The organism is Pseudonocardia sp. DR1-2 (assembly GCF_023717215.1).
GTDB classification, from domain to species: domain Bacteria; phylum Actinomycetota; class Actinomycetes; order Mycobacteriales; family Pseudonocardiaceae; genus Pseudonocardia; species Pseudonocardia alni.
The window spans coordinates 320,792-342,552 of record NZ_JAMQOF010000006.1; the positions used below are offsets into that span (position 1 = coordinate 320,792).

The 21,761-nt window shown below is 75.3% G+C and carries 23 protein-coding genes; 7 read left to right on the plus strand and 16 right to left on the minus strand.

Annotated features, from left to right (window positions below):
- Window positions 1-4: 4 nt before the first annotated feature.
- A complete protein-coding gene (locus ND486_RS19625; RefSeq protein WP_062400521.1) occupies window positions 5-631 on the plus strand; it encodes a TetR/AcrR family transcriptional regulator in 627 nt (208 codons plus the stop codon).
- Window positions 632-661: 30 nt separating this feature from the next.
- Here the strand turns inward: ND486_RS19625 and ND486_RS19630 are convergent, their stop codons facing one another.
- Together ND486_RS19630 and ND486_RS19635 are read right to left on the minus strand one after the other, a co-directional pair.
- Window positions 662-1,573 (minus strand): alpha/beta fold hydrolase, encoded by a 912-nt coding sequence (locus ND486_RS19630; protein WP_251785663.1) that lies wholly within the window; start codon window positions 1,571-1,573, stop codon window positions 662-664.
- 14 nt (window positions 1,574-1,587) lie between these two features.
- Complete coding sequence (locus ND486_RS19635) at window positions 1,588-2,502, minus strand: diiron oxygenase (RefSeq protein WP_251785664.1); 915 nt, start codon at window positions 2,500-2,502, stop codon at window positions 1,588-1,590.
- A 93-nt stretch (window positions 2,503-2,595) separates the two neighbouring features.
- On the opposite strand from ND486_RS19635, the gene ND486_RS19640 reads away from it, so the two are divergent.
- Both ND486_RS19640 and ND486_RS19645 read left to right on the plus strand, forming a co-directional pair.
- Window positions 2,596-3,294 carry a TetR family transcriptional regulator gene (locus tag ND486_RS19640; protein ID WP_226369382.1) on the plus strand — a complete coding sequence of 233 codons (699 nt, stop codon included), beginning with the start codon at window positions 2,596-2,598 and terminating at the stop codon, window positions 3,292-3,294.
- Window positions 3,291-3,614 (plus strand): DUF4873 domain-containing protein, encoded by a 324-nt coding sequence (locus ND486_RS19645; protein WP_251785665.1) that lies wholly within the window; start codon window positions 3,291-3,293, stop codon window positions 3,612-3,614. The genes ND486_RS19640 and ND486_RS19645 overlap by 4 nt, the downstream gene beginning before the upstream one ends.
- Before the next feature lie 78 nt (window positions 3,615-3,692).
- Here ND486_RS19645 and ND486_RS19650 read toward each other — a convergent pair whose 3' ends face one another.
- Together ND486_RS19650 and ND486_RS19655 are read right to left on the minus strand one after the other, a co-directional pair.
- Window positions 3,693-3,923 (minus strand): DUF3107 domain-containing protein, encoded by a 231-nt coding sequence (locus tag ND486_RS19650; RefSeq protein WP_020625913.1) that lies wholly within the window; start codon window positions 3,921-3,923, stop codon window positions 3,693-3,695.
- A gap of 105 nt (window positions 3,924-4,028) precedes the next feature.
- The gene (locus ND486_RS19655) at window positions 4,029-4,685 is read right to left on the minus strand and encodes a ferritin-like fold-containing protein (protein ID WP_020625914.1); all 657 of its coding nucleotides are present in this window, start codon (window positions 4,683-4,685) and stop codon (window positions 4,029-4,031) included.
- 455 nt (window positions 4,686-5,140) lie between these two features.
- On the opposite strand from ND486_RS19655, the gene ND486_RS19660 reads away from it, so the two are divergent.
- Together ND486_RS19660 and ND486_RS19665 are read left to right on the plus strand one after the other, a co-directional pair.
- Window positions 5,141-6,805 (plus strand): DEAD/DEAH box helicase, encoded by a 1,665-nt coding sequence (locus ND486_RS19660; RefSeq protein ID WP_374228739.1) that lies wholly within the window; start codon window positions 5,141-5,143, stop codon window positions 6,803-6,805.
- Window positions 6,806-6,813: 8 nt separating this feature from the next.
- Window positions 6,814-8,067 carry a hypothetical protein gene (locus tag ND486_RS19665; protein WP_251785666.1) on the plus strand — a complete coding sequence of 418 codons (1,254 nt, stop codon included), beginning with the start codon at window positions 6,814-6,816 and terminating at the stop codon, window positions 8,065-8,067.
- 16 nt (window positions 8,068-8,083) lie between these two features.
- Here ND486_RS19665 and ND486_RS19670 read toward each other — a convergent pair whose 3' ends face one another.
- The 11 genes from ND486_RS19670 to ND486_RS19720 form a co-directional block, all read right to left on the minus strand.
- Complete coding sequence (locus ND486_RS19670; RefSeq protein ID WP_251785668.1) at window positions 8,084-8,764, minus strand: hypothetical protein; 681 nt, start codon at window positions 8,762-8,764, stop codon at window positions 8,084-8,086.
- Window positions 8,761-9,642, minus strand: a complete 882-nt coding sequence (locus ND486_RS19675) for a PD-(D/E)XK nuclease family protein (RefSeq protein WP_208819254.1) — start codon at window positions 9,640-9,642, stop codon at window positions 8,761-8,763. Before ND486_RS19675 ends, ND486_RS19670 begins: the two co-directional genes overlap by 4 nt.
- 58 nt (window positions 9,643-9,700) lie before the next feature.
- The gene (locus ND486_RS19680; RefSeq protein ID WP_251785669.1) at window positions 9,701-10,588 is read right to left on the minus strand and encodes a PHP domain-containing protein; all 888 of its coding nucleotides are present in this window, start codon (window positions 10,586-10,588) and stop codon (window positions 9,701-9,703) included.
- Window positions 10,589-10,638: 50 nt separating this feature from the next.
- Complete coding sequence (locus tag ND486_RS19685; protein ID WP_251785672.1) at window positions 10,639-11,250, minus strand: TetR/AcrR family transcriptional regulator; 612 nt, start codon at window positions 11,248-11,250, stop codon at window positions 10,639-10,641.
- On the minus strand, window positions 11,247-13,229 hold the full coding sequence (locus ND486_RS19690) for a CocE/NonD family hydrolase (RefSeq protein ID WP_251785674.1): 1,983 nt from the start codon (window positions 13,227-13,229) through the stop codon (window positions 11,247-11,249). The genes ND486_RS19685 and ND486_RS19690 overlap by 4 nt, the downstream gene beginning before the upstream one ends.
- Window positions 13,226-14,905, minus strand: a complete 1,680-nt coding sequence (locus ND486_RS29870) for an ABC transporter ATP-binding protein (RefSeq protein ID WP_251785676.1) — start codon at window positions 14,903-14,905, stop codon at window positions 13,226-13,228. The genes ND486_RS19690 and ND486_RS29870 overlap by 4 nt, the downstream gene beginning before the upstream one ends.
- Window positions 14,902-15,723, minus strand: coding sequence for an ABC transporter permease (locus ND486_RS19700; protein WP_251785678.1), 822 nt, complete (start codon window positions 15,721-15,723; stop codon window positions 14,902-14,904). Before ND486_RS19700 ends, ND486_RS29870 begins: the two co-directional genes overlap by 4 nt.
- Complete coding sequence (locus tag ND486_RS19705; RefSeq protein ID WP_251785679.1) at window positions 15,720-16,667, minus strand: ABC transporter permease; 948 nt, start codon at window positions 16,665-16,667, stop codon at window positions 15,720-15,722. The genes ND486_RS19700 and ND486_RS19705 overlap by 4 nt, the downstream gene beginning before the upstream one ends.
- The gene (locus tag ND486_RS19710; RefSeq protein WP_251785681.1) at window positions 16,664-18,223 is read right to left on the minus strand and encodes an ABC transporter substrate-binding protein; all 1,560 of its coding nucleotides are present in this window, start codon (window positions 18,221-18,223) and stop codon (window positions 16,664-16,666) included. Before ND486_RS19710 ends, ND486_RS19705 begins: the two co-directional genes overlap by 4 nt.
- A gap of 209 nt (window positions 18,224-18,432) precedes the next feature.
- Window positions 18,433-18,990 carry a PH domain-containing protein gene (locus tag ND486_RS19715; protein ID WP_062400505.1) on the minus strand — a complete coding sequence of 186 codons (558 nt, stop codon included), beginning with the start codon at window positions 18,988-18,990 and terminating at the stop codon, window positions 18,433-18,435.
- A gap of 4 nt (window positions 18,991-18,994) precedes the next feature.
- Window positions 18,995-19,147, minus strand: coding sequence for a hypothetical protein (locus ND486_RS19720; protein ID WP_167379107.1), 153 nt, complete (start codon window positions 19,145-19,147; stop codon window positions 18,995-18,997).
- A 109-nt stretch (window positions 19,148-19,256) separates the two neighbouring features.
- On the opposite strand from ND486_RS19720, the gene ND486_RS19725 reads away from it, so the two are divergent.
- Window positions 19,257-19,661, plus strand: coding sequence for an NUDIX hydrolase (locus ND486_RS19725; protein ID WP_251785682.1), 405 nt, complete (start codon window positions 19,257-19,259; stop codon window positions 19,659-19,661).
- 109 nt (window positions 19,662-19,770) lie between these two features.
- Here ND486_RS19725 and ND486_RS19730 read toward each other — a convergent pair whose 3' ends face one another.
- Window positions 19,771-20,274 carry a MaoC family dehydratase gene (locus ND486_RS19730; RefSeq protein ID WP_020623563.1) on the minus strand — a complete coding sequence of 168 codons (504 nt, stop codon included), beginning with the start codon at window positions 20,272-20,274 and terminating at the stop codon, window positions 19,771-19,773.
- 364 nt (window positions 20,275-20,638) lie between these two features.
- Here ND486_RS19730 and corA point away from each other — a divergent pair, with 364 nt between their 5' ends.
- Window positions 20,639-21,745, plus strand: a complete 1,107-nt coding sequence (gene corA / locus ND486_RS19735; RefSeq protein ID WP_062404203.1) for a magnesium/cobalt transporter CorA — start codon at window positions 20,639-20,641, stop codon at window positions 21,743-21,745.
- Window positions 21,746-21,761: the final 16 nt, after the last annotated feature.

The window sequence follows — 21,761 nt, forward strand, 5'->3', positions numbered from 1 at the left end:
GCCCATGACCGGAACCGCCACGCCACGGGGCGCACGACTGTCCCGCGGTGCGCGGCGCGCCCAGCTGCTGCTGGCCGCCCGCGACGTGTTCGCCGACCAGGGCTACCACGCCGCCGCGATGGACGACATCGCCGAGCGGGCAGGCGTCTCCAAGCCCGTGCTGTACCAGCACTTCCCCGGGAAGCTGGAGCTGTACCAGGCGCTGCTCACGACCTACGCCGAGGAGCTCGTCGAGCGGGTCTCCAACGCCATCGAGCGGACCGAGCACAACAAGGAGCGCGTGCAGGCCGCCGTCGCGGCGTACTTCGACTTCGTCGCCGGCGAGGGCAAGGCCTACCGCCTGGTGTTCGAGTCCGACCTGCGGGGCGACCCGGAGGCCGCGGCGCTGGTGGAGAGCGCGCTGGACCGCTGCATCGACGCGGTCGCCGGCGCGGTCACCACCGACGCCGGACTGGACCAGGACCGTGCGCGGCTGCTCGCCGTCGGTCTCGTCGGGCTGAGCCAGGTCGGCGCCCAGTTCTGGCTGGACTCCGACCAGCGGGTCCCGCGCGACGAGGCCGTGGCGTTGATGGCCTCGCTGGCCTGGCGGGGCATCGCCGGGTTCCCGAAGCAGGGCCTCGACCAGATCTGACGGCCCGGCCCCGGCGGCGGGGCGGGCGGCTCAGGCCGCCTGCTCCGCCCCGGCCCGGCGCACCAGCGCGGCGATCCGGCCGGTGACCCCGCCGACCCGCTCCACCGGGAGCATGTGCCCGGCGCCGGGGAACACGGTCAGCTCGGCGCGCGGCAGGCTGCGGTGGATCCGCCGGGCGAACCGCGGCGGTGTGAGCCGGTCCCGGGTCCCCACGAGGATCTCCACCGGCAGCGACGAGAACGCCGCCAGCGCCTCGTCGCGTTCGTGGGTGGTGAGGGTCGGGGTGAACCCGGAGATCGTCGTCGGGCGGCAGTCGGCGATCGCCTCGCAGGTCGCGCGGACGGCGAGCCGGTCCGGCCGGGTGCCGAGCAGCAACGGCTGCAGCGCGGCCCGCAGCAGCGTGGGGTGGGTCGACAGCGACCGGCGCCCGGTCCACAGCGGGCTGACGGTCACCTTGTCCTTGCCGGCCAGGAACATCTTCGCGGGCCGCCCGGTCATCCCGAGCGTCGCCGCCGCCCCGAGGCCGCCGCTGGCGGTCGCGACGAGCGCGACGCCGGTGACCCGGGACGCGACGAGGTCGGGGTGGCGCTGGGCCAGCGCCATCGCCGTCATCCCGCCCATCGAGTGCCCGGCGATCACCAGCGGCCCGGTCGGGGCGAGCCGGGTGATCATCTCGGCCATGTCGTCGGCGAGGACGTCGAGGGTCTTGAGCTCGTCGGGGGTGTCGTCGGAGCGGCCGTGCGCGCGGTGGTCGTAGCGGATCACCCGCGGCGCGGGGCCGCCGCCGGGCGCACCGACGGCGAGGGCGTCGGCGACCGGGGCCCAGCAGCGCTCGTCGAGGGTCCAGCCGTGCGCCAGCAGCACCGTGACCGGCGCCGACTCCGGGCCCGAGACCCGGGCGAACAAGCCGGTCCCGTCGCGGGTGACGATCCGTGTGCTCATCGCGGGATGCCTCCTCAGATCAGGTGGGCGCGCTTCCACAGGGTCTCCGTCGGGCCGCCGACGATCCCCTGCTCGCGCAGGAACGGCACGAGCTTGCGCGAGGACCAGCGCAGCATCTCGTGGTGGTGCGGGTTGGCCAGCGCCGCCTTCCGCCCGACGGCCGGGTCGATCCCGACGCTGCGGTAGACCTCGGGGTGGACGAGGTTGCGGGCGACGACGAACGCGATCCGCGCGGTGAGGTAGCGGGCCCAGGCGCGCTCGGCGCGGTTGGTCCTCGGCATGATCCGCTGCAGCTCCTCCCGGGCGTAGCGGACGTGCCGCGCCTCCTCGGTGACATGGATCTTGTTGATCATGCGGGACAGCGGCTGGACGCGCTCGTCGCGCATGCCCTCCCGCTGGAGCTGGTCGAGGATCTCCTCGACGTAGAGGGTGCCGGCGAACATCGCCGGGCCGGTGCCGATGGTCTTCATCAGCCGGCCCTGCTCGTGGGTGAGCCGGCGCGGGGCGTAGTCCGGCACGCCGTAGCGCTCGGTGGCCTTGGCGAACATCATCGAGTGCCGGCACTCGTCGGCGATCTCGACCAGCGCGTACTGGATGTGCGCGCGACGCGGGTCGCGGTCGTAGGCGTAGCGCAGCAGCATCTGCATGAGGATCATCTCGAACCACAGCCCGATCCGGGCGACGCTGCAGAACTCGTGCACCGACAGCGTGATCCGCTGCTCCTCGGTGAGGCCGTCCCACAGCGGCGTGCCGTAGAGCGACACGCGCTCGGGGACGATGCCGTACTTGCCCTCGACCAGCGGGGCGTCCCAGTCGATGTCGATCGACGGGTCGTAGGAGGTCGTGACCGAGCTCTTGAGCAGCCGTCGGGCGGTGTCCTCGCGGTCGGCGAGGTTGGTCTTGCTGCCGGTGCGGGCGGGAGCGCTCATCGGTCGCGCCTTCCTGCTGGGAGGGGCCTGCGGTGGCGGGTTCCACACCCGGAACCCTTGCTGTTACCGCCGGTAACGGTTACCACTGGTAACGTGCCCCAGGACACGAGGGATGTCAAGCCGGACGCGCGCAGCCGCCGACGGGAGGAACGGCGGACCGAGATGGTCTCCGCCGCCGTCGAGGCGATCCGCGAGCACGGCCCGGGGGTCTCGGTCGCCCAGATCGCGGCCGCGGCCGGCATCACCAAGCCGGTGCTCTACCGGCACTTCGCCGATCGCGCCGACCTGCAGCGGGCCGTCAGCGAGCACGCCGCGGACATGCTGATGCAGCGGATCTACCCGGTGCTGGCGATCGAGGCCGAGCCGATCGAGCACGTCGCCGCCGTCATCGACGCCTACCTCGGGATGATCGAGGACGAGCCCCAGCTGTACCGGTTCGTCGTCGCGAACCCGGCCGAGCCGGTGCCGGGCGCCGAGATCGCGCAGGACGTCCGCGGCCAGATCGGCGCCCTGCTGACCACCCTGTTCGGGGAGCGGCTGCGCGCCGAGGGCCGCGACTCCGGCGGCGCCGAGGCGTGGGCGCACGGGATCATCGGGATGGTCCAGACCGCGGGCGAGTGGTGGCTGGAGCGCCGGACGATGAGCCGCGACGCGCTCACCAACTACCTGTCCGCGCTGATCTGGGGCGGGATCGCCGGCGTCGCCGGGATCGACTCCCCCACCGCGAACGCCGACATCCTGCGGCTGGTCCCCGAGCCGCAGGTGCACGACGCCTCAGGGCGCGACCGGTGAGCGGCGACCACGATCACGACGAGGCCTACCGCGGCCCCGCCACCCTGGTGCTCGGCGGGGAGACCGTCGACGTCGAGGTGCTGCTCGACGCCCGGCACGAGCCCTTCGACGGCAGGCTCCACTGGTCCGGCCGGGTCGCCGCACACCCCCGGCTCACCGCGCTGCTCGGCAGCCGCGGCGGCACCGCCGAGGTCCGGACGCCCGGGCACGCGGCCGTCGGCACCCTGTCCGAGCCGGACGTGTGGGACCGGTTCCGGATCACCGGCACCGGCAGGCCGCCGTTCGCGCTGGACGGGCCGCCCCCGCCGGAGACCGACTGACCCGCGCCCACCGGGCCCGGACACACGTCGGGCCCGGTCCCGCGGACGGGTACCGGGCCCGGACGACTCCGTGTGCGTTCAGCCGCTGAGGCCGAACCCGACCCGGCGCTCCTCGGACGGGCCGATCTCCACGTACGAGATGCGCGCGACCGGGACGACGTAGCGACGGCCCTCGTCGTCGGTGAGGTCCAGCAGCCCGTCGTCGGACTTCATCGCCCCGCTCACGAGCTGGGCCACCTCGTCCGGCGTGCGGTCGCTGGACACCACGAGCTCCCGCGGGGTCTCCGCGATGCCGATCTTGACCTTCACCGGTGGTCCTCCCGATCCGTCACTTCTGATCACCTTGCCCGCGCCAGGCTAGTCCAGATCGGGCCGGAGCATCGGCGAGCCGGGAGCGGACGGCCGGGCCGGGGCTCAGGAGAGCCCGAGCCTGCCCATCCGGCGGCCGTGCGCGGTCTGCACCGTCCGGATGAGCCCGGCCACGCCGCCCTTCTCCCCCGAGCCGAGCACGATGAACTCGGCCAGCTCGTCGCGCTCGGCGACGACCCGCTGGGCGTGGGTGACGGCCTCGCCGAGCAGCCGCCTGCCCCACAGGGCCAGCCGGTCGCGCTGCGCCGGGTTGGCGGCGCAGGCGGCCTGCACCTCGCGCTCGGCGAAGGCGGAGTGCCCGGTGTCGGCGAGCACCCGCTGCACCAGGTCGCCGGTGCCGGGGTCCACCCAGCCCGCGACCTCCCGGTAGAAGTCGGCGCCGAGACCGTCGCCGAGGTAGGCCTTGACCAGCGACTCCAGCCAGCTCCGAGGGGCGGTCGAGGCGTGGTAGCTGTCGATCAGCGCGACGAACGGCGCCATCGCGTCGGCGACGGCGATCCCGCTGCGGCCCAGGTGGTCCTCGATGAGGCGGAAGTGGCCGATCTCGGCGGCCGCCATCGTCGACAGCTGCGCGCGGCCGGCCAGCGTCGGCGCGGCCCGGGCGTCCTCGGCGAGCCGGTCGAACGCCGACAGCTCGCCGTAGGCCAGCACGCCGAGCAGCTCCACGGTCGCGGCCGTCGGCGCGTCGCCTCCAGTGGTCATGACCACCACCCTAACCGGGCCGTACGGGCCCGCCGGGCGGCCCGCGACGGCCACCCGGGCCACGGGGCGAGACAACTCACCACACCCGGCGACGCCCGCGCCGTCGTGTTCGCGCGCCGCGGCGGGTACCATGCGGGCAGCGCGTCACCGGATTTCGGGCTCATGGAACTCCATGCGGACGCGCCCACCGCGCGGGGACCGGGTAACGGGACGAGCGGCCGACACGGCCGAGCACGTCTCACCGGGACCCGCACCCGAACTGGTGCGCGCAGCGCCTCGGCGGCTCTCCCGCCCGGACCGTCCCCGACGGCCCGGGGCCGGTCGACGAGCCACGCCACGGCTCCTGTGCGCGGAGAGAGGCGATCACACTGTCCCGAGTCGACAGCACCGACACCCCCGAGGCCGACCCGGGCTTCCTGCCCACCGGCATCACCCCCAGCGAGACCCCGCTCGGCGTGACCAACCCCGGCGGCGAGAAGCTCCCCCCGACCTTCGCCGAGCTCGGCGTCCGGCCCGAAATCGTCTCCGCGCTCGCGGAGAACGACATCGTGCGCACGTTCGCGATCCAGGAGCTCACCCTCCCGCTGGCGCTCGCCGGCGAGGACGTCATCGGCCAGGCCCGCACCGGCACCGGCAAGACGCTGGGCTTCGGCGTCCCGCTGCTGCAGCGGATCACCCCGCCCGGTGAGCGTGCCGCGGCCACCGCCGAGGGCGAGGCCGCCGACCGCACCAAGGACGTCCCGCAGGCGCTCGTCGTCGTCCCGACCCGCGAGCTGTGCGTGCAGGTCGCCCGGGACATCGCCGCCGCGGGCAAGAACCTGGGCGTGCGCGTCGTCGCCATCTACGGCGGCCGTGCCTACGAGCCGCAGCTGGAGGCCCTGCGCAAGGGCGTCGACGTCATCGTCGGCACCCCGGGCCGGCTGCTCGACCTCGCCGAGCAGCGCCACCTGGTGCTCGGCCGGGTCAAGGCGCTCGTCCTCGACGAGGCCGACGAGATGCTGGACCTGGGCTTCCTGCCCGACGTCGAGCGGATCCTGCGCATGCTCCCCGAGGAGCGGCACACGATGCTGTTCTCGGCGACCATGCCGGGCCCGATCGTGCAGCTCTCGCGCGCCTTCCTGACCCGCCCGACGCACATCCGCGCGGAGGAGGCCGACCAGGGCTCCATCCACGAGCGGACCAAGCAGCTCGTCTACCGCGCGCACGCGATGGACAAGGTCGAGCTGGTCACCCGGGCCCTGCAGGCCAAGGACCGCGGCCTGACGATGATCTTCACCCGGACCAAGCGGACCGCCCAGCGGGTCGCCGACGACCTCGCCGAGCGCGGCTTCGCCGCCGCCGCGGTGCACGGTGACCTCGGGCAGGGCGCCCGTGAGCAGGCGCTGCGCGCGTTCCGCGCGGAGAAGGTCGACGTGCTGGTCGCGACCGACGTCGCGGCCCGCGGCATCGACGTCACCGGCGTCACGCACGTCATCAACTACCAGTGCCCCGAGGACGCCAAGACCTACGTGCACCGGATCGGCCGCACCGGCCGCGCCGGGCGCGAGGGCGTCGCGGTCACGCTGGTGGACTGGGACGAGACCCCGCGCTGGAAGATGATCTCCGACGACCTGTCGCTGGGCATCGACGAGCCGGTCGAGACCTACTCGACCTCGGACCACCTGTTCACCGACCTCGACATCCCGACGACGGCGTCCGGGCGGCTCCCGCTGTCCGCGCGTACCCGCGCCGGGCTCGACGCCGAGTACATCGACTCCGAGGGCGACCACCAGGGTGCCCGCAAGCCGCGCGGCAGCCGTCGTGACGGCGCCGGGCGCGACGGCGGCGGCCGCGAGGGCAGCCGCGACGGCGACGGCGACGAGGGCGGTCGCCGCCCGCGGCGCAACCGGTCCCGTTCCCGGACCCGCGGCGGGGTCGCGGTCGAGGCGGGCGCCTCGGCCCCCGCCGAGGGTGCCGCCTCCGCGGGTTCCGCCGAGGGCGCCCCGCAGAACGGGCCGGACGCCGGCGCGTCGGCCGAGGGCGGGGCGGCCAAGCCGCGCCGCCGTCGTCGCCGCGGCGGGTCGCGGCGCGGACCCGGCGGCGGCGAGTCCGCCGACGGGGCCGACGCGGCCGCCAGCTGACCCCACGCGTGCTGCGCGGCCGACCCCTGCGGGACCGGCTCCCGCTCCCGGGCGTCCCCGCCGAACGACGACACCGCGGCGACCGACTGGTCGCCGCGGTGCTCGTGCTGCTGCTGGCAGGTGTCGCGGTGCTCTACGCCGTGCAGAGCCCGGCCGCGCACACCGAGTCGGTGACGGCGGCGACCGCGCCCACCCCACCGCCGCCGGTCGGCCCGGTCCCGGCCGGGTTCACCGAGCTGTGGCGGGCGGCCAGCCCGGACACCCCGGTACCGCTGGCGGTCGGGGACGGCGTCGTCGTCGCCGCGGGGTCGCGGGTCTCCGGGCACGACGCCCGCACGGGCGCCGAGCGCTGGAGCTACTCCCGTGACCTGCCGCTGTGCACCACCGGGTTCGCCGACGGCCGCGTGCTCGCGCTCTACCGCAACGACGAGTACTGCTCGGAGCTGTCCACGCTCCAGCCCGGCTCCGGGGCCCGTGGACCGGCACGGACCCTCGACGCCCGGCCCGGCACCCGGCTGATCGGCCAGGACCCGGTGCTCGCGACCGGCCAGGACTACGTCGAGACCTTCCGCTCCGACCTGGTCCGCACCGCCGAGTACGGCACGGTGCGCGCGCTGGAGGAGCCCGGCTCGCAGCCGCGGTCGGGGTGCACGTTCCGTTCGTTCGCCACCGCCGAGGACCGCGCCGCGATCCTGGAGCGCTGCCCCGGCGAGCCGTCCGAGCGGCTGACGGTGCTGCGCCCCAGCGGGACCGAGGGTGACCGGCCCGCGTTCGACTCGTCGTCGGTCACCGGTACCGACGGCGCCCAGGTGGTCGCCGCGTCGTCCGAGCGCGTCGCCGTCCTGCTCCCGGGCGCACCCCGCCTGGCCCTCTACGACCGGTCCGGGCGCGGCATCGGCGAGTTCCCGGTCGACGCGGGCGCGACGGTCGCCGCCCCCGCCGACGGCGTCGCCCGCACCACGGCCGACGACCGGCGCCGCTACTGGTGGACCGGCGGCGCGACGGTCGCGCTGGACACCCGCAGCCTCCAGCCGCGCTGGAGCCTGCCCGGCACGCTGGGCCCCGGGACCCGCTACGGCGACCGGCTGCTCGTGCCCGTCCCCGGCGGGATCGCCGACGTCGACCCGGCCACGGGTGTCGTCGCCCGGACCCTGCCGGTGGACCGCGGCCCGGTCACCGCGCCGGTCCTGCTCGCCGCCCAGGGCGCCCTGCTGGTCGAGCTGCGCGGCGACGAGCTCGTCGTGCTGGGGCCCGCCGGCTGAGCCGGCGTCGCTCCGGCTACAGGAACCAGCCGAACCCGAGCACCAGCGACGCCGTCACGACCACCCCGAGCGCGGCGAGCAGACCGGTGCGGTCCCGCCGCCGGTCCGCGACGACCTGGCCGACGACGGCGACGACCGCCGCCCCGACGTGCGCGACGATCGCGCCGGAGCCGGGACCGGGGACCCCGCTGTTCCCGGCCGCCCACTCCACGACGACCAGCCCGAGCGCGAGCACGACCAGCCCGCCGGCGAGCACCCCGGCCAGGCCGCGCAGCAGCCGGGCGCCGGCGCCGTCGACGTCGGGTCCGGGGGTGCGGCGCCGTGCCCGCCGCTCGCCCTCCTCGGCGCGGCGGCGGTCGGCCCGACGGCCGGGCGCGCGGGCGGCGGGGTGCTCGTCGGCGCGCGGCGGCTCGCCCGCGCCGGAGGACAGCCCCCGGCGGGACCCGGCGTCGCCGCGGCGCGGCGCGCGGCGGGACTCGGGCAGGGCCTCGGTGGGGCGCGGACCGGCCGGGGGCCCGGCGCCGCCACGCCGGCCGGGCGGGCCGGACGGCGGGACCGGCGGGCGGTGGCCGTAGCCGTCGGGGCCGGGGTGCGGGCGTCCGTGCGACGGCCCGGCGCGGTACGGGGCGGGCGGGCCCGGCGGGAGCGGGGGGCGGCCGCGGGGCGGCGGACCGGGGAACTGCGGGTCGGCGGTCACGGTGCGAGCAGGTCCCACGGTCGCGGCTCCGGGACGGCGGCGCGGCCCGGAGCGCAGTTCCGCCGGACCGCGCAGGTCCCGCAGTGCGCGCCGGTGCGGGCCGGGAAGAGCGTGTCGGCGTCGCCGCCGTCGGCCAGCGCGGTCGTCGCCCCGGCGGCGGCGTCGGCGGACTCCGCGGCCGCGGCGACGTGCCGGTCGAGGGAGGCCTGGTCGTGGGTGTGCGCGGCGACGGTCCCGGTCGGCACGTGGTGCAGCTCGACCGTGCGGCAGGGGCGGCGGAACACCGAGGCGGTGGCGACGGCGTAGAGCGCGAGCTGCCGGGAGTCCGCGGCGTCGGCCGCGGTCGGCACCCGGCGCCCGGTCTTGAAGTCGACGACGACGGCCTCGCCGTCGCGCGCGTCGATCCGGTCGACCCGGCCCTCGACCAGCAGCGGCCCGGCGGGGGCCCGCACCCACCGTTCGACCGCGAGCGGCTCGTCCCGCCCGGCCGGGCCGTCGACGGCGGCGGCCAGCCAGTCCCGGGCGCGCTCGCGGTACCGGGCGGCTTGGGCGTCGTCGGCGAACCCCTCGCCGGTCCAGTGCCGATCCACCAGGGACGCGGCCTGCTCCGGGGTGCGCCGCTCGGCGGGCAGGGCCGCCAGCGACCGCAGCGCCAGGTGCACGACCGCGCCGATCGTGGTGTGGGCGAACCCGCCGCCGCGCGGCGGGGCCGGGCGGTCGACGTGCAGCATCCGGTAGCGGCGCGGGCAGGCGTCCCAGGTGTCGAGCCGGGCCGGGGTGACCCGGTGCAGCGCGGTCGCACCGAAGCCGGGGTCGAGCAGGTCCAGGCCGAGCTGACCGTCCGGGGTCCCGGTGGCGGGAGCGGTGGTCCGGGCCATGGGCGCCACGGTACTCCGGGACGGTCACCGACCGTCGATCACTCCCGGCGACGCACCGTCACGCGGTGCCGCCGGATCCGCCGTGCAGCACGGGGACGCCGGTGGCCCGTTCGGTCAGTGCCGCGTAGACCTCCGGGTCGGTCGTCTCCTCGGCCAGCGGGGTCGTCTTGTTCGTGCCGTGGTAGTCGCTGGAGCCGGTCGTGAGCAGGCCGTGCTCGGCGGTGATCCCGCGCAGCAGCTCGCGGTCGGCCGGGGCGTGGTTCGGGTGGTCGACCTCGATCCCGCCCAGCCCCCAGCCGACGAGGTCGACGAGCACCGACGGCTCCACGACCACACCGCGCCTGCGGGCCAGTGGGTGCGCGAACACCGCGACCCCGCCCGCCGCGACGATCATCTCGACGGCCGTCTCGACCCGGGTGTCGGCCCGTGGCACGTAGTAGGGACTGTCGTTGTGCAGCAGCTCGGCGAAGGCCTCGTCGACCGACCCGACGACGCCGGCCGCGACGAGCGCCCGGGCCAGGTGCGGCCGGCCCGCGCTGCCGCCCTCGGGCAGGTGCGCGAACACGGTGTCGACGTCGACCGGGTACCCGTCGGCGGCCATCCGCCCGATCATCGTCTCCAGTCGCTGCACCCGCTCGGACCGCAGCCGCTCCTGCTCCGCGACGATCGCGGAGTGCTCCGGGTCGAACAGGTAGCCGAGCAGGTGCACCGAGCAGCGCGGCTCGCCCGTGCGGCCGGTCGGGCTCAGGCAGGAGAACTCGGCGCCGCGCACCAGTGCGAGACCGGCCGGCAGCGCGGCCCCCGCCTCGGCCCATCCGGCGGTGGTGTCGTGGTCGGTGATCGCGACGACGTCGAGCCCCGCGGCGCCGGCCGCCCGGACCAGCCCGGCCGGGGAGTCGGTGCCGTCGGACGCGGTGGAGTGGGCGTGCAGGTCGATGACGGACACGCGCCCGACCCTAGCCCCGCGCACCGCCGACGCACCCCGGGACGGGGCGCCTACTCCCCCGTCGGGTGGGAGGACCCGGTCCAGTCGGCCAGCGCGGTCCGGACGTGCGCGACGGCCTGCTCCGACGACATCGGGGGCACCCCGCGCAGCCGTTGCAGGGCCAGCCCGTCGACCAGCGCGACGAGCCGGGCGGCGGTGCCGTCGGGGTCCGCGCAGCGCAGCGAGCCGTCGGCGACCCCGGCGAGGACCAGGTCCCGCAGGACGGCGTGCCAGCCGGTGTAGCGCTCGTGCTGGGACCGTTCGTCGTCCCACACGCCGTCCTGCCAGCACTCGAACCACAGCCGCCAGTGCGGCCGGGTCTCCTCGTCGAGCGAGGCGGCGAGCAGCAGGTCCAGGCCGTCGCGCGGGGCCAGCGCCGCGGCCCGCTCCCGCAGCGGATCGTAGTAGGCGGCGAGCTGCACGGCGAGGGACTCGGCGAGGATCTCCCGGACCCCGGAGAAGTGGTAGGTCAGCGTCCCGACCGACACCCCGGCCGCGGCGGCGATGTCCCGGATGCCGGTGCCGCGCACGCCGCGCTCGGAGACCAGGGCCGGGACCGCCTCGAGCACCATCGCGCGCCGGACCTCGGTGGGCTGGCGGCGCCGCGCGGGCCGGGCGCTCATGCGCCCCGCCGCGGGATCGTGCGGTGCCAGCGTCGCTCGGCGACGACCTCGTCGCCGTGCCGGGCGACCAGCGAGCTGTCGGCGACGAAGTCGGTGGCGGTCGCGGTGAGCACCGAGCGGGTCTCGACGTCGGTCCGCCAGTCGCCGCGGCCGATCGCGATCGTCCAGGCCGACTCGGCGCGCGCCGAGAGCGGGTCGCCGTCGGTGATCCGGTAGGTCTCGCGGGTGTCCTCGGCGTAGGACAGACCGTCGGGGAAGGTGCGCGAGCCGCCGTAGCGGGGGTCGACGCGCAGCTCCCAGGTGCCGGTGCCGACGTCGTGGAGCACCTCGCGTTCGGGACGGTCCGGCGGCGGGGTGGTCGTCACCGGCAGCGGCGGCGCCTGCTCGGGCGGGCCGAACGTCGTCGCCGGGAGGTCGGTGCCGGTGTTCAGCGGCAGGGTCAGCGAGCTCCGGTCGGGCACGACCGTCAGGCGTACCGGCTCGGGGTGCGGCCACACCCACGGCCAGTACGTCTGCGAGACCGCGACCCGCAGCCGCCCGCCGGCGGGGACGGCCGAGCCGGTCGCCATCAGCGGAACCTCGACCGTCTCGGGGACGCCCGGGGTCCACGGCACGGTGCGGTCGCGGCCGTGGCGGCGGGTCAGGTTCAGCACACCCCGGGTGACCAGTGTGGACGCGCCGTCGTCGTCCACGGTGCACAGCCGGACGACGACGGCGGCCGCGGGCCGGTCGGCGTCCAGGCGCAGCCGCACCACCGGCCTGCCCAGGATCTCGACGCGCTCGGGCAGCGGGCCGAGGTCGAAGCACACCGAGCGGCCGTCCTCGGCGCGCTGGTCGGGCGGCAGGTCGGTGGGGTTGCCGAAGGGGAAGTAGCGCCCGGCGTCGATCCCGGTGTGGTCCGGCGCGGCGACGACGACCGGCTCGCTCCCGGTGCCCAGCACCAGCTCGCGGGTGGTCTCCCCGACGACCGTGCTGCCGACCCACCGCCCGGGACGCTCGGGGTAGGTGGTGGCGGGCCGGACCGGTTCCTGGATCCACGCCCGCAGCGGCGGGTCGTCCTCGACGCCGGTGGGCTCGTCCTTGAGCCAGCGGTCCCACCAGCGCAGCGTCTCCTGCAGGAACCCGATCGCGGGGCCGGGCGGCAGCTCGATGTCGGGGTAGCGGTGGGCCCACGGGCCGACGATCCCGCGCACCGGTGCGTCCAGTGTGGAAAGCAGGCGGAGCACGGTGTCGCGGTACGGGTCGTTCCAGCCGCCGACGGCGAGCACCGCGGCCCGGATCGCCGAGGGGTCCTCGCAGACCGAGCCGTGCCGCCAGTAGTCGTCGCGCTCGGGATGGGCCAGCCAGTGGTGCAGGAACGGTTCGGCCGCCTCCAGGCGCTCGCGCCACATCGGCAGCCACCGATCCCCGACGACGGCCGGGTCCGGCGGCCGGGCGGTGAACGCCAGCATCGTGCCCGACCAGCCCGCCATGTCGATGCCGAGCACGGCGCCGCCGGTGTAGTGCACGTCGTTGTCGTAGCGGTCGTCGGTGGAGCAGACGGTGACGACCGCCCGGAGCGCGTCGGGGGCGAGCGCGGCGACCTGCAGGGCGTTGAACCCGCCCCAGGAGATCCCGAACATCCCGACCCGGCCGGTGCACCACGGCTGCGCGGCCAGCCACCCGACGACGTCGACGCCGTCGGCCAGCTCGGCCGGGGTGTACTCGTCGAGCAGCAGCCCCTCGGAGTCGCCGGTGCCCCGGACGTCGACGCGCACCGAGGCGTAGCCGTGCCCGGCGTACCAGGGGTGGCGGGCGGCGTCGCGGGGCGCGGTCCAGTCGTCCTTGCGGTAGGGCAGGTACTCCAGCAGGGCGGGCACCGGGTCGTCGAGGGCGTCGACCGGGAGCTGGATGCGGGCGTGCAGCCGGGTGCCGTCGCGGGTGGGGATCCAGGCGTCGACGGTCTCGGTGCGGCGCGGGAACGCGTCGCGGTACCTCATGGTGCGGGGGTCTCCTCAGGACTGCCGAGATCGGTGTAGCGGGCGGCGGTGAGCAGCTCGCGGGTGTAGGGGTGCTGCGGGTCGGCGAAGACCTCCGCGGTCGGCCCGTGCTCGACGACCCGGCCGTGCCGCAGCACCAGCACGCGGTCGGCGATGCCGCGCACCACGGCGAGGTCGTGGCTGATCAGCAGCACGGCGAGGTCCCGCTCGCGGCGCAGGTCGTCGAGCAGCGCCAGCACCGAGGCCTGCACCGAGACGTCGAGCGCGGTGGTCACCTCGTCCGCGACGACGACGGCCGGGTCCCCGGCCAGCGCGCGGGCGATCCCCACCCGTTGGCGCTGCCCGCCCGAGAGCTGCGCCGGGAGCCGCCCGGCGAACGACGCGTCGAGCCGCACGTCGGCGACCAGCTCCGCGACCCGGCGGGCGACGCCCGTGCGCCCGGTCGCCGTGCCGAACAGCCGGACCGGCCGGGCCAGCGACGAGCCGACGGTGCGGCGCGGGTTCAGCGCGGTGTCGGCGCTCTGGAAGGCCATCTGCAGGGCCCGGCGGACCTCGACCGGCCGCCGTCCCGCGGGGCGGGACAGGTCGCCGGCCGGGGAGCCGCCGTGGTCGCCGTCCGGGGTGCCGCTCGGAGTACGCAGCCGCAGCGTCCCGCCGGCCGGGGTGACGAGGCCGGCGAGCGCCCGGGCCAGGGTGGACTTGCCGCTGCCCGACTCCCCGACGATCGCCAGGACCTCACCGCGGCGCACGGTGAACGACACGTCCTCCACGGCGACGGTGCCGCCGTAGGTGATCCGGGCGCCGTCGACCTGCACCGCGACCGGGCGGTCGCCCGCCGGCGCGCCGGCGGCGCGGTCGCGGACGGTGCGGGTGCCGTCCGCGCCGACCTCGGCGAGCCCGGTGTCGGTCAGCCGCGGCACCGAGGCGAGCAGCCGCCGGGTGTAGTCGGTGCGCGGGCCGGCGAACAGCTCCGGCGCCGGGCGCTGCTCGACGGGCTCGCCGTCGCGCAGGACCAGCACCTCGTCGGCCATCCGCCGCACGACGCCGAGGTCGTGGCTGACCAGCACGCTCGCCAGGCCGTCGGCCTCGGCGAGCTCGGCCAGCAGTCGCAGCACCTCTTCCTGGGTGAGCACGTCCAGCCCGGTGGTCGGCTCGTCGAGCACGAGCAGGTCCGGCCGGGCCGCGACGGCCATGGCGATCGAGACCCGCTGCTGCTGCCCGCCGGAGAGCTGGTGCGGGTACCGCGGCGCCAGGGCGGGGTCGAGCCGGACGCGGTCGAGCAGCTCCGCGACCCGGGTGTCCCGGTCGCCGGTCCCCTCGGGCAGCGCCTCGGCGAGCTGGACGCCGATCCGCATCGACGGCGTCAGCACCGCCCCGGAGTTCTGCGCGACCATCGCGACGGTCCCGCGGCGCAGCGCGCGCACCCGTCGCGGACCTGCGGCGAACACGTCCTCGCCGTGCAGCGCGACGGTGCCCGCGGTGATCCGCGACCCGCGGCGCAGGTGCCCGAGCAGCGCCGCGGCGACGGTGGACTTGCCGCTCCCGGACTCCCCGACCAGGCCGAGCGTGCACCCCGGCTCGACGGCGAAGGACACCCCGCGCACGACGGGCACGTCGGCCCGGCCCGCCCGGTAGGCGATCCCGAGACCGGAGACCCGGGCGACCGGGGCGCTCACCGGCGGGCCCCCGCGGTCATCCGGTCGACGCCCCACCGGTTCGCCAGCCCGTCCGCGGCCAGGTTCAGCCCGATGACCAGCGTGGCCAGCGCGAGGATCGGGGCGAGCACGCTCCACGGCACGACGGTGACGGCGGTGCGGTTCTCGGCGACCATGAGCCCCCAGTCCGGCGTCGGGGGCGCGGCCCCGAACCCGAGGAACGACAGCGAGCTGATCAGCAGCACCACCCAGGACGCGCGCAGCGCGAACTCCACCGCGACGACCCCGACGACGTTCGGCAGGACCTCGCGGACCAGCACCGACCCGGTGCGCTCACCGCGCATCCGGGCCGCGGCGACGAAGTCGAGCCGGACCACCGACATCGCGGCGGCGCGCACGACGCGGACCACCGCCGGGGCGTAGGTGACGGTCACCGCGAGCACGACGACCGCCGGGCCGGCGCCGAGGACGGACACGACCACGAGCAGGGCCAGCACCGGCGGGACGGCCAGCACCGCGTCCAGGACGCGCATGACGGCATCGTCGAGCCACCCGCCGCGCAGGGCGACCAGGCAGCCGAGCAGGGTGCCGAGCCCGACCGCGGCGACGGTCGCGGCGACCGACACCGCGAGCGCGTACCGGCCGCCGTACAGGACCCGGGCCAGCACGTCGCGGCCGTAGGCGTCGGTGCCCGCCCAGTGCGCCCAGGACGGGTCCTGCAGCGCCACCGCCGGGTCGCTGACGACCGGGGACCAGGGCGACAGCAGCGGCGCGGCCAGGGCGAGCACCAGGTGCAGCCCGACCAGCGCGACCCCGACGAGCAGCGGCGCCCGGCTCACCGGGTGCTCCGCAGCCGCGGGTCCAGCGCCATCGCCGCGAGGTCGGCGGCCAGGTTGACCACGACGTAGACGACCGCGCCGAGCACCGCGACCGCCTGCAGGGTCGGGACGTCGCGGTTCTGCACCGCGCGCAGCATCAGCGTCCCGACACCCGGGTAGTTGAACACCGCCTCGACCACGACGGCTCCTCCGATCAGCCAGGCCAGGTTCACCGCGATGACGTTGAGCGTCGGCAGCAGCGCCGAGGGCAGCACGTGGGCGAGGACGATCCGGCCGCGCGGCACACCCTTGAGCGTCGCGGTCGTGACGAACTCCGAGCCCATCGTGTCGATCACCCCGGCCCGGGCCATCCGCACGATGTAGGCGGCCATGACCGTGGTGAGCGCGATCGCGGGCAGCCAGATCGCCCCGGCCAGGTCGGCGACGGGCGCGGTCGGCCCGTCCAGCACGACGGCGGGCGCGAGCGGGACCGTGATCGCGAGCAGTAGCACCAGCACGGTCGCCACGACGAACTCGGGCACGCTCATCCCCACCAGGCAGATCGTGGAGATCACCAGGTCCGGCGCGCGGTCGCGGTACAGCCCCGCGACGACGCCGAGCGCCACCGCGAGCGGGATGCCGACGAGCACCGCGGGCCCGGCGACGAGCAGGGTGTTGCGCAGGTGCACGGCCAGGTCGGCCGTGACCGGGTCCCCGCTGACCAGCGACGTCCCGAGGTCACCGGTGAGCGCGGCGCCCAGCCAGCCGAGGTAGCGCTCCCAGGCGGGCCGGTCGAGGCCGAGCTGCTCGCGCAGCGCCGCGACCGCGTCGGGCGTCGCGTCGCGGCCGAGCAGCTGGGTGGCGAGGTCCCCCGGCAGGGCCTGGAGCGCGACGAAGACGAGCACCGAGGCCAGCAGCAGGGTCAGCACCGAGACGCCGAGCCGGCGCAGCACGTAGGCGGTCATGCGAATCCCAGCCCGCGGTAGTCGAACTCGAACCCGTGCTCGCGGTAGCCGCGGACGTCGCGGGACATGCCGACCAGGCGGTCGGCGAACATCGGGGTGAGCGCGGAGCCGTGGGTGGCGACGTAGCGCTGGGCGTCCTGGTAGAGCGTGCGACGGCGGGCCGCGTCGGTCTCGGCCCGGGCGGCGTCGAGCATCGCGTCGAACCGGGGGTCGGCCCAGGCGGACTCGTTGTACGACGACCCGGACCGGAAGATCTGGTTGAGCAGCTGGTCGATCGGGCGGCCGGTGAACCAGTACGACACGCACAGCGGGCGGGTCATCCACACCTGGGTGTAGTAGGAGTCGGCCGGGGCGGTGACCAGCCGGGCGCGGATCCCGGCGTCGGCGAGGGAGTCGGCGAAGGCGACCGCGACCGGGGTGAACAGCGGGTCGTAGGCCGAGGTGTAGACGTCGAGCTCCAGTCCCTCGGCACCGGCGCGGCGCAGCAGCGACCGGGCCCGGTCGGGGTCGCGCGGGCGCAGCGTCGAGACCCAGTCCCGCTGTTCGGGCGGGACCGGGTTGTCCCCGCCGACGACGCCGGCGTCGCGCGCCGCCGTGTCCAGCACGGCCTGCGGGTCGTAGGCCAGCCGGACGGCGTCGCGGACCGCGGGGTCGGTGAACGGCGCGGCCGTCGCGAGCATGGGGATCGTGTACCACTGGGCGTTGCGCGAGCGCGCCACCGTGGTGCGCGGTGAGGACGCCACCACCCGGGCGGTGGCGGTGTCGAGGTTGGTCTGCATGAGCAGGTGCACCTGCCCGGCCAGCAGCGCGTTGGTGCGGGCCTGGGCGTCGGCGACGGAGGCGAACGCGATCTCGTCGAGGTGCGGGCGGCCCGCCCAGTGGTCCTCGTGGGCGGTGACGCCGCCGCGCCCGGCCGGGGTGAACCCGCCGAGCACGAACGGGCCGGTGCCGACCCCGATCTCCCCCGACGCCGGCAGCACCCCGCACTGGTAGCCCGACAGCAGCGACGGGAGCTCCGCCGCGGGCTTCGCCAGCGCGACCTGCAGCGTGTACCGGTCCGGCGCCGACAGTCCGGCCGGCTCCAGCAGCCCGGCGAACACCCCGGCCATCGGCGACGACGTCGCCGGGTCCAGGATCCGCCGCAGCGTGTGGACGGCGTCGGCGGCGGTGAGCTCGCGACCGTGGTGGAAGGTGACGCCGCGGCGCAGCCGGAACCGCCAGGTGCGCGCGTCCGGGGTCGACTCCCACGACTCGGCGAGCCCCGGGACGGCGGCCCCGGTGTCGTCGAGGACGACGAGCCGGTCGTAGAGCGCGCCGAGGTACTCGTAGGCCGACAGCGAGCTCGCGGGGTCCAGGGTCTCGGCCCCGGACGCGGGCGGCCGGGCGATGACCATCCGCCCGCCGCGACGGGCCGGTCCGGCCGGCCCCGCCTCCGGGATCGCCGCCGTCGCGGGGGCGCCGCCGCAGCCGGTGAGCCCCGCGGCGCCGAGCCCGGCCAGGCCCAGCCCGGCCAGTCCGCCGCGCAGAGCGGCCCGGCGGGTCAGTGTCACCGGCACGCGCACACCCCCACTCGTTCACCGAACGATTGATTCGTTCTGTGAACGATAAGGCGCTGCCGGCGTACGTCAAGTGCCGCGGGCCCGCGACCACACCCCGGACGCCGGGTGCGCACACGACGACGCGGGGCCGCGCACGGTGCGCGGCCCCGCGTCGGGACGGGCTGTGCCGGGGCGCCGGGACGGCGCTCCGGGGAGGTGGCGGCGGGTCAGCGCCGCCAGCGCGGTTTGGCGAGCATGCCGGTCGCGCGGGTCTTGCCCTTCTCCCCGAAGACCAGCTCGGAGAGCGCCTCGTAGATCTCCTCGGGGCGCGGCATGTAGTCGATGCGGTTCAGCGCCTGGATCTGGCCCGCGGACTCGACGACCATCGTCCCGTAGCCGAGCATGCGCCCGGACAGCGAACGCTGGAACGTCAGGTCGGTGACCTTGCCCAGGGGCATCATGCCGACGTTGTGCACGATGATCCCCTGGGCGATCATCACCCGCTTGTCGGTGATCACGATCCGCTCGATCCACCAGAGGATCGACAGCGCCGTGTAGCGCAGGACCGCGACGACGACCAGGTAGAACGCCAGGTTGTCGACCACGACGTCCAGCACCGGGTCGACCCCGGGCCGGTCGAGCAGCTGCTCGACACCGATCACCACGACGATGAACAGCGCCGTCTGCCAGATGTGTTTGACCATCACCGCCCAGTGCTGGCGCACACGGATGACGCGTCGCTCCGTGGGGAGCAGGTACTCGTCGATCTCCCGGGGCGCGAGCACGGGCTCAGATCAGGTTGGTGACGAAGGTCGAGACGGACTGCGCCGCGTCGTAGAGGATGTTGCCCACGTTCGAGACCGAACCGGCCGCACCATTGGGATTGGTGATCACCAGGAAGATCCCCAGCGCCACCGCTACCAGGATCAGGATCTTCTTCACGTTCCCTGCCCACCCGTTTCTCGGTGTGTCGGACACACAGACATGTCATTGGTACCGGAGGGCCGACTGGCCCCGGTACCGGCACCCGAGCAGCGTACCGTCGTTCCGGATGACCGACAGTAGCCGACACGTCGCCTGCGTGGGTGGAATCGTGTTCGACCCGGACGGACGATTGCTGCTCGTCCGCAGGGCGAACGAGCCTGGTCGGGGGCTCTGGTCGGTCCCCGGCGGCCGGGTCGAGGCGGGCGAGAGCGAGCACGAGGCCGTGGTCCGCGAGCTCGCCGAGGAGACCGGCCTGACGGTCGTCCCCGGGCGCCTGGCCGGGGTGGTCCTCCGCGGCCCGTACCGGATCGCCGACTACGTCTGCACCCTGGCGACCGGCGACGGCGTCCCGCGGGCCGGCGACGACGCCACCGACGCCCGGTTCGTCGACCGGGCGGGCTACGCAGCGCTGGCCGTCGTCGAGGGCCTCACCGAGACCCTCGGCGGCTGGGACTGCCTGCCCCGGACCTGACCGCCACGGCGGGTGCCCGTCCGGCGCCGCGGTATGCGTGTGGGTGACACACGACGGCCCCCGCTCCGGGACGGAGTCGGGGGCCGGTGCCGGCGTGCTGTGGCGCGGGTCAGACCTGCGGCGTGGGACGGCCGGGCTGCTCCCCGCCGCGGCTGTCGCCGTAGGACCGCTTGGGCACCATGACCTTGCGGCGGAAGGTGCACACGACGGTGCCGTCCTGCTTGTAGCCGCGGGTCTCGACGTACACGACGCCGCGGTCGTCCTTCGACTTCGACGGGGTCTTGTCGAGGACCTCGGTCTCGCCGTAGATCGTGTCGCCGTGGAAGGTCGGCTTCGTGTGCTTGAGCGACTCGACCTCGAGGTTCGCGATCGCCTTGCCCGACACGTCCGGCACGGACATGCCCAGCAGCAGCGAGTAGATGTAGTTGCCGACCACGACGTTCTTGCCGAAGTCGGTCGTCTCCTCCGCGTAGTGCGCATCCATGTGCAGCGGGTGGTGGTTCATGGTGAGGAGGCAGAACAGGTGGTCGTCGTACTCGGTGACCGTCTTGCCGGGCCAGTGCTTGTAGACCGCACCGACCTCGAACTCCTCGTAGTAGCGCCCGAACTGCACCGTTCACGCTCCCATCACGCTGTCGATTCGTTGCGGGAGTAATCTATCCGGTGGCCCGCGCGAGGAAGGGCGGTCCGGCTCACACGTGCACGGTCGGGGATGTCACATCTCGGTGACGTCCGCCCGCGCACGGACGAGACACAGGACGTCCACCGGAACAGCAGGGAGGTGAGTGCGGTGTCCGCGTCCCAGACACCGGCGAGCAGTAGGTGCCGCCTCCCGCTGCACACGGCCCCGGAGTACGTCACGGGCTGATCCCGGCGGGAGGCGAGTTCCGGCCCGGCGGCCGCCCAGCGCGGTCGCACCGTTCCCCGGTGCCGCTCGCCCCCGAGCCGCACCGGCACGCCCGGAGGTGGTCCTCGTGATGCCCTCGCTCTCCCAGCTCCGCCCCACCATCCGCCCGTCCCGCCGCGCCGAGCGCGCCGCGGCGCGGGCCGCAGCAAGCCCGCCCGTCCGGCTGCGCGTCCCGCTGTCCGCCTACGTCGTCGACTGCGCCGTCTACGTCGACGGCCGCCGTCTCCCCGGCCGCTGGACCCACGACGAGGCGATCGCCGAGGTCCGCGAGCGCGGCGAGGGCTTCGTCTGGATCGGGCTGCACGAGCCGGACTCCGAGCAGATCGCCGGCGTCGCCGAGACCTACGGGCTGCACGAGCTCGCCGTCGAGGACGCCGTGCACGCGCACAACCGCCCCAAGCTCGAGCGCTACGACGACACGCTGTTCATGGTGCTCAAGACCGTCCGCTACGTCGGGCACGCCGACCCGACGACGTCGAACGAGATCGTCGAGACCGGTGAGGTCATGGCCTTCCTCGGGCGCGACTTCGTCGTGACCGTCCGGCACGGCCGCCACACCGGCCTGCGGGAGGTCCGGCGACGGCTCGAGGACGACCCGGAGCAGCTGTCCCTCGGCCCGGCCGCGGTGCTGCACGCCATCGCCGACCACGTCGTCGACTCCTACATCGAGGTCTGCGGGCAGATCGAGGACGACATCGACGCCGTCGAGGCCGAGGTGTTCTCGCCGCGCTCGACGATGAACCCCGAGCAGATCTACGTCATGAAGCGCGAGATCCTCGACCTGCGTCGTGCGGTGATGCCGCTGGTCGGGCCGATGCGCAAGCTCGCCGAGGGCTACAGCGCGCTGGTCCCGCACGACGTGCGGTCCTACTTCCGCGACGTCGACGACCACCTCGGCGGCGTCGCCGAGCAGGTGGCCGGTTTCAACGAGCTGCTGACCACCCTGGTCGACGCGGTCCTCGCGAAGATCAGCATGCGGCAGAACAACGACATGCGGAAGATCACCGCCTACGCGGGCCTCATCTCGGTGCCGACGATGATCGCCGGCGTCTACGGCATGAACTTCGACTCGATGCCCGAGCTGCACTGGGACTTCGGCTACCCGATGGTCCTGATCGTCATCGCGACGCTGTGCGGGCTGCTGTACCGCAACTTCCGCCGCAACGGCTGGCTGTAGGCGCGGGACGCCCGCC

What these genes read in the sequence shown, in the direction of transcription:
- ND486_RS19625 (WP_062400521.1), top strand. Translation starts at nt 5, where the DNA reads ATGACCGGAACCGCCACGCCACGGGGCGCACGACTGTCCCGCGGTGCG.
- ND486_RS19630 (WP_251785663.1), bottom strand. Translation starts at nt 1,573, where the DNA reads ATGAGCACACGGATCGTCACCCGCGACGGGACCGGCTTGTTCGCCCGG.
- ND486_RS19635 (WP_251785664.1), bottom strand. Translation starts at nt 2,502, where the DNA reads ATGAGCGCTCCCGCCCGCACCGGCAGCAAGACCAACCTCGCCGACCGC.
- ND486_RS19655 (WP_020625914.1), bottom strand. Translation starts at nt 4,685, where the DNA reads ATGACCACTGGAGGCGACGCGCCGACGGCCGCGACCGTGGAGCTGCTC.
- ND486_RS19675 (WP_208819254.1), bottom strand. Translation starts at nt 9,642, where the DNA reads ATGGCCCGGACCACCGCTCCCGCCACCGGGACCCCGGACGGTCAGCTC.
- ND486_RS19685 (WP_251785672.1), bottom strand. Translation starts at nt 11,250, where the DNA reads ATGAGCGCCCGGCCCGCGCGGCGCCGCCAGCCCACCGAGGTCCGGCGC.
- ND486_RS19690 (WP_251785674.1), bottom strand. Translation starts at nt 13,229, where the DNA reads ATGAGGTACCGCGACGCGTTCCCGCGCCGCACCGAGACCGTCGACGCC.
- ND486_RS19705 (WP_251785679.1), bottom strand. Translation starts at nt 16,667, where the DNA reads ATGACCGCCTACGTGCTGCGCCGGCTCGGCGTCTCGGTGCTGACCCTG.
- ND486_RS19725 (WP_251785682.1), top strand. Translation starts at nt 19,257, where the DNA reads ATGACCGACAGTAGCCGACACGTCGCCTGCGTGGGTGGAATCGTGTTC.
- corA (WP_062404203.1), top strand. Translation starts at nt 20,639, where the DNA reads ATGCCCTCGCTCTCCCAGCTCCGCCCCACCATCCGCCCGTCCCGCCGC.